General features: G+C 36.8%; 12 protein-coding genes and 1 other annotated feature. Of the genes, 6 read left to right on the forward strand and 6 right to left on the reverse strand.

Features of this window, described 5'->3' with window-relative positions:
* Nucleotides 1-11 precede the first annotated feature (11 nt).
* On the forward strand, nt 12-1,397 hold the full coding sequence (locus ACS3UD_RS17150) for a DUF4179 domain-containing protein (RefSeq protein ID WP_308138420.1): 1,386 nt from the start codon (nt 12-14) through the stop codon (nt 1,395-1,397).
* Between the two features lie 128 nt (nt 1,398-1,525).
* Here the strand turns inward: ACS3UD_RS17150 and ACS3UD_RS17155 are convergent, their stop codons facing one another.
* Complete coding sequence (locus ACS3UD_RS17155; RefSeq protein WP_308138419.1) at nt 1,526-1,879, reverse strand: helix-turn-helix domain-containing protein; 354 nt, start codon at nt 1,877-1,879, stop codon at nt 1,526-1,528.
* 113 nt (nt 1,880-1,992) lie between these two features.
* Between ACS3UD_RS17155 and ACS3UD_RS17160 the strand changes: the two genes are divergently transcribed.
* From ACS3UD_RS17160 to gatB, 5 genes are all read left to right on the forward strand, one after another.
* Nucleotides 1,993-2,553, forward strand: coding sequence for an SLOG family protein (locus tag ACS3UD_RS17160; protein WP_308138418.1), 561 nt, complete (start codon nt 1,993-1,995; stop codon nt 2,551-2,553).
* A 149-nt stretch (nt 2,554-2,702) separates the two neighbouring features.
* Nucleotides 2,703-2,954 (forward strand) — a binding site (T-box leader).
* Nucleotides 2,955-3,064: 110 nt separating this feature from the next.
* Nucleotides 3,065-4,813: an aspartate--tRNA ligase gene (gene aspS, locus ACS3UD_RS17165; RefSeq protein WP_308140145.1), complete on the forward strand. Its 1,749-nt coding sequence runs from the start codon at nt 3,065-3,067 to the stop codon at nt 4,811-4,813.
* Nucleotides 4,814-4,822: 9 nt separating this feature from the next.
* Nucleotides 4,823-5,110, forward strand: coding sequence for an Asp-tRNA(Asn)/Glu-tRNA(Gln) amidotransferase subunit GatC (gatC, locus tag ACS3UD_RS17170; protein WP_308138417.1), 288 nt, complete (start codon nt 4,823-4,825; stop codon nt 5,108-5,110).
* 66 nt (nt 5,111-5,176) lie between these two features.
* Nucleotides 5,177-6,646, forward strand: a complete 1,470-nt coding sequence (gene gatA, locus ACS3UD_RS17175; RefSeq protein WP_308138416.1) for an Asp-tRNA(Asn)/Glu-tRNA(Gln) amidotransferase subunit GatA — start codon at nt 5,177-5,179, stop codon at nt 6,644-6,646.
* Nucleotides 6,643-8,067 carry an Asp-tRNA(Asn)/Glu-tRNA(Gln) amidotransferase subunit GatB gene (gene gatB / locus ACS3UD_RS17180; protein ID WP_308138415.1) on the forward strand — a complete coding sequence of 475 codons (1,425 nt, stop codon included), beginning with the start codon at nt 6,643-6,645 and terminating at the stop codon, nt 8,065-8,067. The genes gatA and gatB overlap by 4 nt, the downstream gene beginning before the upstream one ends.
* 630 nt (nt 8,068-8,697) lie before the next feature.
* On the opposite strand, the gene ACS3UD_RS17185 is transcribed toward gatB, so the two are convergent.
* Genes ACS3UD_RS17185 through ACS3UD_RS17205 form a run of 5 tightly spaced genes read right to left on the reverse strand, consistent with a single transcriptional unit; the run spans nt 8,698 to nt 14,027 of the window.
* A complete protein-coding gene (locus tag ACS3UD_RS17185) occupies nt 8,698-9,267 on the reverse strand; it encodes an ANTAR domain-containing response regulator (RefSeq protein WP_308138414.1) in 570 nt (189 codons plus the stop codon).
* Nucleotides 9,268-9,324: 57 nt separating this feature from the next.
* Nucleotides 9,325-10,656 (reverse strand): glutamine synthetase family protein, encoded by a 1,332-nt coding sequence (locus tag ACS3UD_RS17190; protein ID WP_308138413.1) that lies wholly within the window; start codon nt 10,654-10,656, stop codon nt 9,325-9,327.
* Between the two features lie 39 nt (nt 10,657-10,695).
* A complete protein-coding gene (locus ACS3UD_RS17195; RefSeq protein WP_308138412.1) occupies nt 10,696-11,418 on the reverse strand; it encodes a glutamate synthase in 723 nt (240 codons plus the stop codon).
* 12 nt (nt 11,419-11,430) lie between these two features.
* A complete protein-coding gene (locus ACS3UD_RS17200; protein WP_308138411.1) occupies nt 11,431-12,936 on the reverse strand; it encodes a glutamate synthase-related protein in 1,506 nt (501 codons plus the stop codon).
* Entirely contained in the window at nt 12,933-14,027 is a 1,095-nt protein-coding gene (locus ACS3UD_RS17205; RefSeq protein ID WP_308138410.1) for a class II glutamine amidotransferase, read from the reverse strand. The genes ACS3UD_RS17200 and ACS3UD_RS17205 overlap by 4 nt, the downstream gene beginning before the upstream one ends.
* Nucleotides 14,028-14,351: the final 324 nt, after the last annotated feature.

Below are 14,351 nucleotides of genomic sequence, written 5' to 3' on the forward strand. Positions count from 1 at the left end.
AAGGAGTTATTATGCTGGATAATAATGAAAAATGGGATGAATTAAGAAATAAATTATTTATATATCCAGATAATCTTTCTGGAGTAGAGGCAAGATTTGAAAATCGTGTTAAGAGAGAAAAAAGGAAAAAGAGAACTATATTAAGTTCTATTACTGCTTTTGCTGCTTCAATACTTTTTGTTTTCTTGATAAATATAAACCCGGCATTTGCTAATGCAGTATCGGATGTTCCTGTTATCGGCAGGCTTGCTGAATATGTTAAGTTTGATAAAAGTTTAAGTAAGGCAATTGAAAATGAATATGTACAAAGACTAGATCTTGTTTCCTGGGATGGTAATAACAGATTGCTTTTGCCATATGCTATAGCTGATGAAAAGAAATTAATTTTATTTTTTCAAATGCCTGAAGAATTTGAACAACAACCAAATCAATGGATTAATATTTTCTTGAAAAGTATGAAAAACAGCGACACAGGAGAGGAAGTTGAAGGATACGGCTATTCAGCCTCTGGTCTATCATCAGAAGGCAGAGATCAAAATTTTGGCTTTATTATGCAAGATTATCATTTCACGGAAGGGAAAATGCCAAGATCAATAGACTTAGAAGTAGAAGTTAAAATTGAAAATACATTGGATTCAGAGGAAGATGTAATATCGGAAAAACCCTATGATGCTAAATCAAATTCTTCATTTGAAACTATGGGAACCTTTAATTTTCACATAGAATTAGAAGATTTTGTTGAGCCAAAAACTTATGAAATAAATAAGAGCTATACAATACTTGATCAAAATATTATAGCTGAGGATATGAAAGTATACCCTACAGGAACAGAAGTGAACTTTTCATTCCCCAAAGAAAATTATGCTTTTATTAAAGGGCTTGAATTAGAAGTGGTTCAGGATAATTATAAAATTTTAAAAGGTAATATCAACGGCTTTAGTTCTACCAATGATGTTGAGAATACATGGATGCGCATTTTTATTGAATCTAGCTACTTTGATGCACCTAAAAAACAAGAGCTGCTGATTAAGGGAGTTCGTTTATTAAATAAAGATGAAGAATTTATAACCGTTGATATAGATAATAAAACAATAACTCCAAATATTGAAGGGTTAGAGTTAAAACAAGTTATTAAGAAGTCCGATGATGCAACATTAGTTTTTTCAACCCAAACAGTAAATGATGATAATTTTCAAATGTTTAATCGTGATTATAAAGATACAGATGGGAATGTTTATAGACTTGATAGCGAAGGGACTTCTTCATACAATTCTCAAATGGAAACATTAATTACAGTAAAATATCCTCAAAGCGGTAAAGTTGTTTTGCAAAGGTCTCTTGCTCCAATAATATTCTTGGATGAACCAATAAGAATTAAACTACCTATAAATGATTAAGTAAAATTAAAAAGCCGCATGTTATTTTTTAAAAATAATATGCGGCTTTTTATGAAAATATTGTTACAAAATGATGGCTGTAAAATAAACTAGCATCTCTTAACAAGCATCTGTTATATTTTAAATGGTTATTTTTTTCTATAGTTTCCCTGTGATTCATTTATTATATCATTTACGATTTCCATGATATCTTCTGTGTACGAGCGGTAAGGTTCAGATAGAATCGGTGAAGCTTCTTTTGTGGCATCTGATAAAGGCTTAGAAGATATTGTTCCGAATAATAAATAATCTGCAGAGATCCTAAAGTTATTGCATATTTTATAAAGTGTTGCCACGGACATTCCTTTTTTTCCGTTTTCTATCTCAGCTAAAAACTGAGGAGAAATTCCGGCTTTTTCTGCGAATACTTCTCTGGTCATATTCAATTTTTCTCGTCGCTTACGCAGGCGTTTGCCAATTTGAAGCGTGATATTTTCTTCCATTAAATCACCTCTTTTATATATTAGCTATTGCTATCAGCGTATTAAATAAGCTATAATTATATAATTACGCTGGTAGCGTATTTAAAAGTTATCTGAGAAATGAGGTGCATTACTTGAAAAATTTTAGTAAACTAGATACTTGCTGTATCATCGGAGGATGCAGTTCCAAAAAAATAGTTGGGCAAGAAGAGGCTTCTTACTATGAACTTATTAAGCCAAAAATTAAAAATAACATTATCGATTTAGTTGAAAATTCACATGTGTCACATTTTTTAAGCGGAATGAATATAGGTTTCGAGCAGTGTGCTGCTGAAGCTGTAATAGAGCTGAAAGAAAAATATCCGAAGCTGACGCTGGAAGGCATATTGCCATACGAAAACCATTCTATAAACTGGACAGGAGGGCAAAGAAATAAATATTATTCAATTATGAATAAGAGCGACAGAGAAGTTCTTCTGCAATACCACTACACCGATGACTGTATGAAAAAACGAAATCAATACATGATAAATAAATCTAAATATATCATATTTTTCGGGGAAGGTACAAGCTTTCTCGATAATTTAATCGAATATGCAAGAACAAAGGGAAGAATAGTAATAAATATGGATTATGACGAATCAGTATTTCCAAGAAAAAAATATATATTTAATGTCAATTTCAACGAACACTGACTATTGGAGTAGTTCAAACAAGCTGATAGCAATATATGTAATATTTATAATCAAGAGTGAAAATATTTTTTGATAGCAAAAATTACATAAAAAATTTACAATAACTCTTGACAAATGAAAAAAAATAAATATAATTAAATAAAAACAAATATCAGGCGATGACAGGAAGAGTAATTTAGAACTTAGGTTACAGAGAGATAGCGTCGGTGAGAGTCTATCACAATGGTTTTAAATGAAGAACATCCTTGAGCTTTTGACCCAAATTGCATATGCAAGAGTAGGCTCAAACGCATCCGAGCGTTAAAGCGGCAAAGACATGTTAGTGTCTTTCGAGTGAGCTTGTACGCAAGTATATGCTAATTAGGGTGGTACCGCGAATGATATACTCCTTCGTCCCTTTGGGATGAAGGAGTTTTTGTATGCCCGTAATATGTCAAGCGAAGAGATTTTGCGGGTCTGCCTGGACTCAAAAGATACGAAAAAATTAAGCATATTGAAAGGATTGAAAGTTATGACAAGAATTAATGAGTACCGTACACATACTTGCGGGGAAATAAGAGAAAGCCATATTGGCAAGGAAGTAAGAGTTGCAGGATGGTTTGAAAATGTAAGAGATCACGGAGGAGTAAAATTTATTGATTTAAGGGACCACTATGGAGTGGTACAGATTGTTGTAGAAGATGAATCTCTTATAGAAGGTATAAGCAAGGAAAGCACAATTTCTGTCTCAGGCAAAGTAGTAAGAAGAGACGATGATACAATAAACGAGAAGATAGAAACAGGAACTGTGGAGATTGAGGCTGACGTAATACGAGTTTTGGGAAAAATAAGATCACAGCTTCCGTTTGAAATTACTTTGGCAAAGGAAACGAAGGAGGAACTTCGCCTTAAATATAGATTTCTTGATTTAAGAAACAGAGAAGTACACAATAACATTGTTTTTCGTTCTAAAGTTATTTCGTACCTGCGAAATAAAATGAATGAACTTGGTTTTCTGGATATACAGACACCAATATTGACTGCCTCATCCCCGGAGGGAGCAAGAGATTATATTATACCAAGCAGAAAGCATCAGGGAAAGTTTTATGCTTTGCCTCAGGCACCTCAAATGTTTAAACAGCTTTTAATGGTATCGGGATTTGATAAATATTTTCAAATAGCTCCATGCTTTAGAGATGAGGATGCAAGAGCAGACCGTTCACCTGGAGAATTTTATCAGCTTGATTTTGAAATGGCATTTGCAACACAAGAGGACGTTCTTAACGTTGCAGAGGAAGTTTTGTATGATACATTCAAAGAATTTTCTGACAAAGAAGTTTCAAAACCTCCGTTTGCAAGAATACCGTACTCAGAAGCAATGCTTAAGTATGGAACTGACAAGCCGGATTTAAGAAATCCTCTTGAAATTATAGATATAAGCGATTTGTTCACGGAAACGGGCTTTGCTCCTTTCAGGAAAAAAACGGTGAGAGCGATAAATGTTCCGGGCTGTGCATCCCAGTCAAAGAGTTTTTTTGAAAAAATGCTGGATTTTGCTATGAAAATAGGAATGAAAGGCTTGGGGTATATTAAAGTTGACAATGAAATGAAGTATCAAGGGCCAATAGATAAATTTTTAACTGACGATGACAGAATGATTATTAGAGAAAGAGCTGGCTTGAAGCCTGGCGATGTAATGTTTTTCATTGCAGATGACAAAGAATATGCTCCGAAGCTGGCAGGTCAAATTAGAACAGAGCTGGCAAGCAGGTTGGGATTAATTGACGAAAATAAATTTGAGATGTGTTTCATAGTCGATTTCCCCATGTATGAAATTGATGAAGAAACAGGAAACATGAGCTTTACGCACAATCCTTTTTCAATGCCGCAGGGAGGACTTGAAGCGCTTACGGAGAAAGACCCTCTTGACATTTTGGCATATCAGTATGATATTGTATGTAATGGAGTTGAACTTTCCTCGGGTGCGGTGAGAAATCACGATACTGATATAATGATTAAGGCTTTTGAAATAGCAGGCTATACTGAAAATGATCTACAGACTAAATTCACCGCATTGTTTAATGCATTCAAGTATGGTGCGCCGCCTCATGCAGGCATGGCACCGGGGATAGACAGAATAATAATGCTTCTTACTGGAGAAGAAAACATAAGAGAGGTTATTGCATTTCCTATGAACAGCAATGCACAAGATTTGATGACAAATGCACCATGTGAGGTAACAGAGCAGCAGCTCAGAGAGGTTCACATAAAAATAAGGTAGGAGGTTACAATGGTTACTCGAGAAGATATTTTAAAAATCGCAAAACTTTCAAAGCTGTCGGTAGACGAAAATGAAATCGAGCAGATTACGAAGGATATGTCGGAAATAATAGGCTTTGCAGATACAATTAATTCTGCTGTGGAAGATGAAGATGTTGAATTCGATGACATTAATGATATAGTCAACGCATTTCATGAGGATGTGGTAGTTGATTCCTATGATAGGGAGGAAATACTTAAAAACAGAAGCGGCGGAGAAAACGGATATTTCATGATCAAAAGAAGGAAAGTCAAATAAATACGATATCTCAATTCTGAGATAATGTTCATATTACAGAAGAATACAGAAATGATGGGAGGTATCATGGAAAGAACATTCAGTAAAATTAAACATATAAAAAAGCTTTTTGAAACAAAGCAGGTATCATGCACTGAGTTAACGTCGGAATACTTAGACAGAATAGAAGAGGAAAATAAAGTTCTGAATGCCTATATAAGGATTACAGGCGAAGAAGCATTACAAACCGCAAAGAAAGTTGATGAAAAAATAGCAAGGGGAGAGAGCCTGATGCCTTTGGAAGGAATACCTATGTCGTTGAAGGATAATATATCGACAAATGGTATTGAGACAACATGCGGCTCCAACATTTTGAAAGGATATGTTCCCATTTATGATGCAACGGTATGGAATATATTAAAAAACCAAAATGCTGTATTGCTGGGGAAAACAAACATGGATGAGTTTGCCATGGGCTCGTCATGTGAGACGTCATGCTTCGGGGGTGCTCTGAACCCTCATGATACGAGGCACGTGGCCGGCGGAAGTTCAGGAGGAGCGGCCTCATCTGTGGCAGGAAATATTGCAGTGTACGGGCTTGGTTCTGATACTGGCGGCTCTGTTAGGCAGCCTGCAAGCTTCTGCGGGCTAGTGGGACTAAAGCCTACCTACGGAACTGTTTCAAGATATGGTCTCATAGCTTACGCATCAAGTCTGGATCAGATAGGCCCCATAGCTTCATGTGTTGAGGATGCGGCTTGTATTTATGATTCAATATCTGTTTATGACAGCAATGATGCAACATCCAGGGGGTCAAGGTCAAAGACTTCCGACAAATTGGATAGAAGCATAAAGGGCATGAAAATAGGAGTAGCAAAGGAATTTTTTGATGGAATAAGAGAAGATATAAAAAAATCTATTGAAAAAGCAATAAAGGTATATGAAGATTTAGGAGCTGAAATTGTATATTTCAATATGCCGCAAATCAAGAACGTGCTTCCGGTTTACTATATAATAGCATGTGCAGAAGCATCATCAAACTTGGGAAGATATGACGGAATACGCTATGGCTATAAGTCTGAGTTGTACAGTGATGTTAACGACATGATATGCAAAACGAGAAGTGAAGGCTTTGGCAAAGAAGTACAGAGACGTATTATGCTGGGAACTTATGTGCTCAGCGCAGGGTATTATGATGCTTACTACAAGAAAGCGCAGAAATTAAGGGGCTCAATAATCAGAGCGTTCAAAAGTGCATTTGAATCATGTGATGTGTTGCTTGCCCCCACAGTTCCTACGACTGCATTTGAATTGAATTTTACGTCAAAGGATCCCATTGAAACATATTTGACAGATATTTGCACTGTTTCGGCTAACATAGCCGGCCTGCCGGCATTGTCCATACCATGCGGCTTTGATGATAAGGGGCTTCCAATAGGAATGCAGCTAATAGCTGACAGCTTTGAGGATGCGAAAATATTAAATGCGGCATATCAGTATGAGCAGCAGATGAACGGAGAAATATATAAACATTGCAACGGAGGTGAGATAATATGAGTTGGGAAATGGTTGCAGGACTTGAAACTCATGTAGAGCTTTCAACTAAGACAAAAATATTTTGCCAGTGTACAACAGAGTTTGGCGGAGAGCCGAATACCCATTGCTGCCCTGTGTGCATAGGGCTACCGGGGACACTTCCGAAGCTGAACAAGGCAGTAGTTGAATATGCAGTTAAGGCCGGACTAGCCACAAACTGCAAAATAAGAAAAATTTCAAAGATGGACCGCAAGAATTATGTATATCCGGACCTTCCTAAGGCATATCAGATATCCCAGTATGACAAGCCGCTTTGCGAGCAAGGATTCATAACATTGTCATCAGGAAAAAACATCAATATTACCCGTATCCATATAGAGGAGGATGCAGGTAAGCTTGTGCATGAACGTGGAGATGTATACGTCGACTACAACAGAGGAGGAGTTCCGCTGATAGAAATAGTATCGGAGCCTGACATAAGGAGCATTGAAGAAGCGATTGAATATATAGAAAAGCTCAGACTCACAATGAAGTATATAGGTGTGTCGGATGTAAAAATGCAGGAAGGTTCTCTAAGGTGCGATGTAAATATTTCAGTGAGGAAAAAAGGTGATGAAAAATTCGGAACCAGGACTGAAATTAAAAATATGAATTCACTGAACTTTATTTCAAAGGCAATGGAATATGAGTTTAACAGGCAGATTGACATATTGGAAAGCGGAGGAGAAATAGAACAGGAAACAAGGAGATACAACTCCGATTTAAATATTACGGAAAGCATGCGCGGCAAGGAAGATGCTGATGATTACAGATATTTTAGGGACCCGGATTTGGTTACCATATCCATTTTGGATGAAGAAATACAAAAATATAAAGAAAGCCTTCCGGAGCTTCCGGGAGAAAAGCTGGCACGGTTCATTGATGAAATGGGCTTGTCACAGGATGATGCCGAACTGTTAACTAAATATAAAAAAGTAGCTGAATATTTTGAGAAAGCTTCAGATAATGTGGAAAACAAAAAGATAACGGCTAATTATATGTTGGGAAGCATATTCAGGCGTCTTTCAACGGATACCGAGAAGGAAGAATGCAATATTCCTATTCCTCCTGAATTTTTAAACGAGCTTGTTATTTTAACAGAAAAGAAAAAGATAAACTCAAGTATGGCCAGAAATGTATTGGAGCAAATGCTTGATACAGGAAAGCCTGCGAAATCATTTATTACTGAAAAGGATATGGAAGGTATAGATGAGGATGCTCTCAGGAGTATATGCGAAAAAGCTATTGAATCGAACGAAAAAGCGGCGATTCAGTATTTGGATGGCAAAGAAAAAGCCATAGGTGCAATAATGGGATACATTATGAGAGAAACTAAGGGCAGGGCAGATGCTGTTCTGGCCAAAGAACTGGTTAAACAGATAATAAACGACAAATACAAGTAATACCGGGTTTTTTAGCAGTGTAAAAAATATTTAAAGGAGTGTCGGATTTTCTGTAACTTACTGTCAGGACAAGAATAGTATATTGTAAGCATAAAAAAAGGATTGATGAATATGCTATGTAGAATAATACCCTGGCTATTGCTCGGATACGGTTTCGGAAGGTGCAGCTGTCCTCCTCCACCACCTCCGCCACCACCGCCGAAATGCGGCTGCCGAAACAGGAGATGCTAGATTTTTTTAGTGTAAAATAAAGTAAGATGCTGCAGTAATTTTATTTGCTGCAGCATCTGATTTTTATTTGAGGATTATAAAAATGGCCGCGGTTAATATATTGAAGGATAATATTTATGATGTTATAATTCTTTATAATATACAGTAAGTAGAAAACGTTATAAAGGAAAATCGCCATGCGTAATAAGAATAATTATAAAGATATTATTATCATAGATAAAGACGGTATAATTTTATATGCAGATATAGGAAACCTTCTTCGCCAACAATACTGTGGGTAATAGTATTTTCTATACTACTTACTGGGGTTAATTTTTTTAACGTAAAGCAGTATGGTAATGTATCATCATTTTGGCTGGCAAGTCCTGGTACTGGCAGCTCGTTTTATGCTGAAATAGTTCATGATTCATATGTTTTTAATATATTTTGGGCTATTACCTGTCTGGATGTTCTCATGTCCATGGCCTGCTTTTCTATATACCGGTGTGCCTGGCTTTCTGTCATGTTTAAATATTGAATGAGCACACACTTGGCTCTTGTCACAATACGTATTTCTTCTATTTTCTGCTGTAAGGAAATATTTTCGCTTTTCAGCCCCATTATTCGTCTATTAGATGCCAGTGCAAATTTCTGAGTCTGCGTAAAAACCTGTCTTATAATAGGTTTTGCAATGATAAGAACTCCATAATTTTCAACCTTTGCCGATATATCATCAACCATTTCGTTGTTAACAATCAATATAACCCCAGATGAACTGATTTCAGTAATAGTGACTGCAAGATTATCACCGAATTCATCGGGAAGAGGAGCATTAATAACAATAATGTCATAGTCTGAATCATTTATTAAACGCCTTGCCTCGGAGCTGCTTTTAGCAGAAGATGTCTGTGTTTTTGCATTGTCATTCATCAGCTTTGATATGACTTGGATTCCTTTATCAGAGCCGCATACAATAAGTGCACTATCCATGAAATCACCACCTCTCGTATTATTTAAGCAAAGTCAGGTGCATCTTTATTTCCGGCGTCATATTTTATAAAAATAAGTAACATGCTCGAAATCATCTTTGTTTTCTGCCATTTCATGCTGCTTGCACTCTTCTAATTTTGCAGCAATATATTTCCCGAGAGTTCTTTTAGGTATACATCTTGCGATAAACTGGCTGTTCATTGCACATTCTATTGCTTTCTCCAAAGATTCCGGAATTGTTTCATAGTTTTTCAGCGTTTCGTCACCCGCCTCAAACAAATTAATGTTTGACGGAGGTTTTAGTTTCATATTTTCATTGATTCCTTCCAGTCCCGCATATATCAGCAGGGAAAATGCATAGTAAGGGTTGCAGCTGGGATCTGATGAACGAAGTTCCATTCTCGAATATATGCCGTCTGCTGCCGGTATTCTTATAAGCTGTGACCTGTTCTGATATGACCATGTTACAAATCTCGGTGCAGAATAGCTTCCCAAACGGCTGTAGGAATTAGTGAGAGGGTTCAAAAATGCGGTGATTTCTCTTATCCTATTCAAAATACCGGCTATAAAGCTTTCTGCCTCATCGGACATAATGTTTTGTCCATCATCAAATAAATTGTCAAACAAATTATTGTTATTTTTAAGCAATGAAATATTAATATGAAGGCCGCTTCCACTGTAATTTTTAAGCGGCTTGGGCATGAAGGATGCGTACAGCCCGTTTAGATGCGCTATTGTCTTAACCACCGATTTGAATGTTACGAGATTGTCTGCCGCAGACATGGCATCGCTGTATTTAAAATCAATTTCATTTTGTCCAGGGCCCTGCTCGTGATGAGAACATTCAGGGTGTATTCCCATCTGCTCTAAAGTCAGACTTATGTCTCTTCGAACATTTTCACCTTTGTCAAGAGGAGCAAGATCAAAATATGCCGCATTATCATGAGGTATTTTTGTGGGGTATCCCTTTTCATCTTCTTCAAATAAATAAAATTCACATTCCGGTCCTATTTCTACACGATATCCTTGTTTCTTCGCAACATCAACAGCTCTTTGAAGTATTTCTCTTCCGTCGCCTTCAAAAGGTGTTCCGTCCTGATATTTTATGTTGCAGTAAAACCTGACTACTCTTCCCTGTTGCGGCCTCCAAGGCAATATAGACAATGTTGAAGGATCTGGATACAGAAAAAGATCAGATTCCTCCACATTCAGAAAGCCTCTTATGGAAGAAGCATCAAATGAAATTCCGCTTTCAAATGCTCTCGGCAGTTCTTCAGATAATATAGATATATTCTTTACAGTTCCAAATATATCGCAAAAAGACAATCGAACAAATTTAACATCATTGTCATCAATAAATTGTAAGACCTCATCCATTGTATATTTCATTGGTTCACCTCCGAATAACTTTTTATTATTATACAATATTTAATTGTCGATATAAAGCTGTTTATATTGATTTTGAGCATTTGGAGTAAGCACATAAAAGTTATGAGAAAAAATTTTATCTTTATTAAAATTAAACTCAACGCAGAATTCATCGATATAGCTTTCTATTTCTCTAAGGTCATTCTTATCTGCAATGTGTGCGTTGATTTGAGATGGAATATCCTTGGGAGGGTTATTGCATCTCAAGTATATTTTTCCTCCGTACATTCCGGCAGCGCAAAAATATCCAACCGGAGGGTCATAATCGGAATTAATGCCGAGAACAATAATAATTCCACCTGCTTGATATTCACCGAGAAAGCTGCCTGCTGATCCTCCTATTACAATGACAGGCAGCTTATCACGGTATGATTTCATATGAATGCCGGTTCTGTAGCCTGCATTGCCTTTTATAAATATTTTACCTCCTCTCATGGCATACCCTGCGGCATCTCCGCTTGAACCGTGAACATATATTTTACCTTCGTTCATTGTGTCGCCGACAGCATCCTGAACATTTGCAAGTACGGTTATATTAGAACCGTTCAAGTATGAACCAAGTGCATTTCCCGGAGTTCCTTTTATAAAAATATTTTTTTCGGATAAGCCGCTTGCAATGTATCTTTGACCTATACAGTCCGTTATATTAATAGTCTTGTCATCTGAATGCTTTATGATATTGTTTAAATCCTTAAAATTGAGTTTTTCAGCATTAATAATCATAGTTGGTCTCCTTTATTCTCCGGCGTGTTTTATTCCTAATATTTCTAATTCTTTTTCGTTTAAACCTATTCCTCTTAGCATAAGGCGGTTGCCCTTGAGGGCTTCAATTGAATTTATTCCCATTCCGCCCATCATTTCTTTTATTTCACTTTTCCATGCAGAAATTAAATTATAAAGTCTTTGACTGCCTTCATCTATATCAAGTCTTTTAACAAGCTCCGGGTTCTGTGTGGCTATACCCCAGTTACAGTTTCCTAAATGACAGCTTCTGCATACGTGGCACCCCATTGCTATCATAGGAGCTGTGGCTGCATATACAGCATCTGCTCCAAGGGCAATTGCCTTTACAATATCAGAGCTGTTTCGAATGCTTCCGCTTGCCAAAATTGAAATATTTCCGCGTATTCCTTCCTCTCTGAGTCTCTGATCCACGCATGCCAGTGCAAGTTCAATTGGTATCCCCACATTATCCCTTATTCTTGTGGGGGCAGCTCCCGTTCCTCCCCTGAAGCCGTCTATTGCAATAATATCTGCACCTGAGCGGGCGATACCGCTTGCAATAGCAGATATGTTGTGAACTGCAGCTACCTTTACTATAATTGGTTTTTTATAATCAGTTGCTTCCTTTAAAGAATAGATTAATTGTCTTAAATCTTCTATAGAATAAATGTCATGGTGCGGCGCTGGCGATATGGCGGCATTTCCTTCCGGTATCATTCTTGTATTTGAAATATCACCCACTATTTTGGAACCGGGCAGATGTCCGCCTATACCGGGTTTTGCTCCCTGACCCATTTTAATTTCTATGGCGGCTCCGATTTCAAGGTATTCTTTATGAACTCCAAAACGCCCGGAGGCAACCTGCACAATTGTATTGCCGCCGTATTTGTATAGATTTTTATGAAGACCTCCTTCGCCTGTGTTATAAAGTATTCCTAATTTTTCAGATGCCCTTGCAAGACATTCATGGGCATTGTAGCTTATGGAACCGTAGGACATTGCACTAAATAGTATGGGAACAGAAAGTTCAAGCTGAGGTTCCATATCTGTTTTTATGTTTCCGTTTTTATCTCTCAATATTTTATCCGGTTTTTTACCAAGAAAAACTTTTGTTTCCATCGGTTCTCTAAGTGAATCTATTGAAGGATTTGTTACTTGTGAAGCATTTATTAAGATCTTATCCCAATAAACAGGGTATTTGCTCGGAGTTCCCATAGAAGATAACAGTACACCACCGCTTTCAGCTTGCTTATATATTTCTTCAATTGCAGTTTCGTTCCAGTTGTTGTTAATTTTGAACGCATGATCAGTTTTCACTATTTTTAATGCTGTGACAGGACACGTGGCGACACATCTGTGACAGTTTACGCATTTTCTGTTGTCAGCGGTTATTTTATTTAGTTTTTCGTTATATACGTGCACATCATTTGAACACTGGTTTATGCAGATTTTACAGCTTATGCATTTGTTATCATCTCTTATGATTTCATAATCAGGGTAGAATAAATTTGTTTTCATTTTGATGCACCTTCCTTTAACGTTGCAATAACAGGCTCTCCGCCTGCAGGCGACCAAATTTTATCTGGATTTTGCTCAATGATTCTTATAGCACATTCTTCGCTGGCTGCATAAAACATATCATTTTTTTCTGCTACTACCATTGAGCGAAGTTTGAGTCTGTCATTAAGCGCCATAATGCCGTTTTCAAATCCGAGAAGTATTGAAAATGGTCCGGTAATCAAAAGGCTGCTGAATGCATTTCTCAAATATTTCAGCTTAGCTTTTTCATTCGAGTTTTTCATTTCTATTGTTGACCAGAATGGCGCAGCTATAACATTTGCCGTTTCAGTTAGCGTAAGGCCCTGGTTTCTGACAAGATAGTCGATTATATATGTGATTACTTCTGTGTCGGTTAACAGAGTGCATTTATAACCAAACATCTCCATAAACCTTCGGTTTGTGTCGTATGATGAAATTTCTCCGTTGTGAACAACAGAAAAATCAAGCAGTGCAAAAGGATGTGCTCCTCCCCACCAACCGGGAGTGTTTGTTGGATATCTGCCGTGTGAAGTCCAGCAGTAGCCATCATATTCTTCAAGCCTGTAGAAATATCCTACATCTTCAGGAAAGCCAACAGCCTTGAAAACACCCATGTTTTTTCCGCTGGAAAACACATAAGCTCCGTTAATGTCGGAATTAATCCTTATTACACAGCGTGCGGTAAATTCTTTTTCATCCAACTGAGAGTCCGCTAATTTAGAGTGCCTTGGATATAAGAAATACCGCCATATAAGCGGTTCATCGGTTATGGAAGAAGTTTTTCTTATAGGTATTTTAGAGAGGTTTTCTATATCAAAGTGATTTTCGAGAAAGTCCTCACATTCTTTTTTTGATGCTATATTTTCATAAAAGACATGAAAAGCATAAAGTTCCTTGTACTGAGGATAAATTCCGTATCCGGCGAATCCGCCTCCAAGTCCGTTGGAACGATCATGCATAGTAGAAATTGATTTAATAATTGTTTCGCCATTAATTTTTCTGTTGTCTTTAGAGAATATTCCGGATATAGCACAACCGGAAGGGATTCTGATCTGGCCTTCTTTTTTCATAATGTCCCTCCTGAGTATAAAAAAAGGCGCATTATAACTAATGGTTATAATGAACGCCTTTGTTCATCTTCATATCAAATACAAGGTTCGCCTGCGGCGGATATTTGTATTGTTGGAATTATAATCTAATTGATATTAAATGTCAAGTTTTTTTTATATATTTAGATGCAATTATTAGAGTAGTGTAGGAATTTTTATTACAGATATTAACTTTTTTATAAATATATTAATATTTTTTTGAAAAGTTATTGACAAATATTTTAGGGATGTATATAATGCATACATAATAAAACAGCAAAGGCGCTGTAGGACTATTCCTACGGC

The sequence above is a fragment of the Sedimentibacter sp. LTW-03 genome (genome assembly GCF_052059825.1).
Lineage (GTDB): Bacteria > Bacillota > Clostridia > Tissierellales > Sedimentibacteraceae > Sedimentibacter.

What these genes read in the sequence shown, in the direction of transcription:
- ACS3UD_RS17150 (WP_308138420.1), top strand. Translation starts at nt 12, where the DNA reads ATGCTGGATAATAATGAAAAATGGGATGAATTAAGAAATAAATTATTT.
- ACS3UD_RS17155 (WP_308138419.1), bottom strand. Translation starts at nt 1,879, where the DNA reads ATGGAAGAAAATATCACGCTTCAAATTGGCAAACGCCTGCGTAAGCGA.
- aspS (WP_308140145.1), top strand. Translation starts at nt 3,065, where the DNA reads ATGACAAGAATTAATGAGTACCGTACACATACTTGCGGGGAAATAAGA.
- gatC (WP_308138417.1), top strand. Translation starts at nt 4,823, where the DNA reads ATGGTTACTCGAGAAGATATTTTAAAAATCGCAAAACTTTCAAAGCTG.
- gatA (WP_308138416.1), top strand. Translation starts at nt 5,177, where the DNA reads ATGGAAAGAACATTCAGTAAAATTAAACATATAAAAAAGCTTTTTGAA.
- gatB (WP_308138415.1), top strand. Translation starts at nt 6,643, where the DNA reads ATGAGTTGGGAAATGGTTGCAGGACTTGAAACTCATGTAGAGCTTTCA.
- ACS3UD_RS17185 (WP_308138414.1), bottom strand. Translation starts at nt 9,267, where the DNA reads ATGGATAGTGCACTTATTGTATGCGGCTCTGATAAAGGAATCCAAGTC.
- ACS3UD_RS17190 (WP_308138413.1), bottom strand. Translation starts at nt 10,656, where the DNA reads ATGAAATATACAATGGATGAGGTCTTACAATTTATTGATGACAATGAT.
- ACS3UD_RS17195 (WP_308138412.1), bottom strand. Translation starts at nt 11,418, where the DNA reads ATGATTATTAATGCTGAAAAACTCAATTTTAAGGATTTAAACAATATC.
- ACS3UD_RS17200 (WP_308138411.1), bottom strand. Translation starts at nt 12,936, where the DNA reads ATGAAAACAAATTTATTCTACCCTGATTATGAAATCATAAGAGATGAT.
- ACS3UD_RS17205 (WP_308138410.1), bottom strand. Translation starts at nt 14,027, where the DNA reads ATGAAAAAAGAAGGCCAGATCAGAATCCCTTCCGGTTGTGCTATATCC.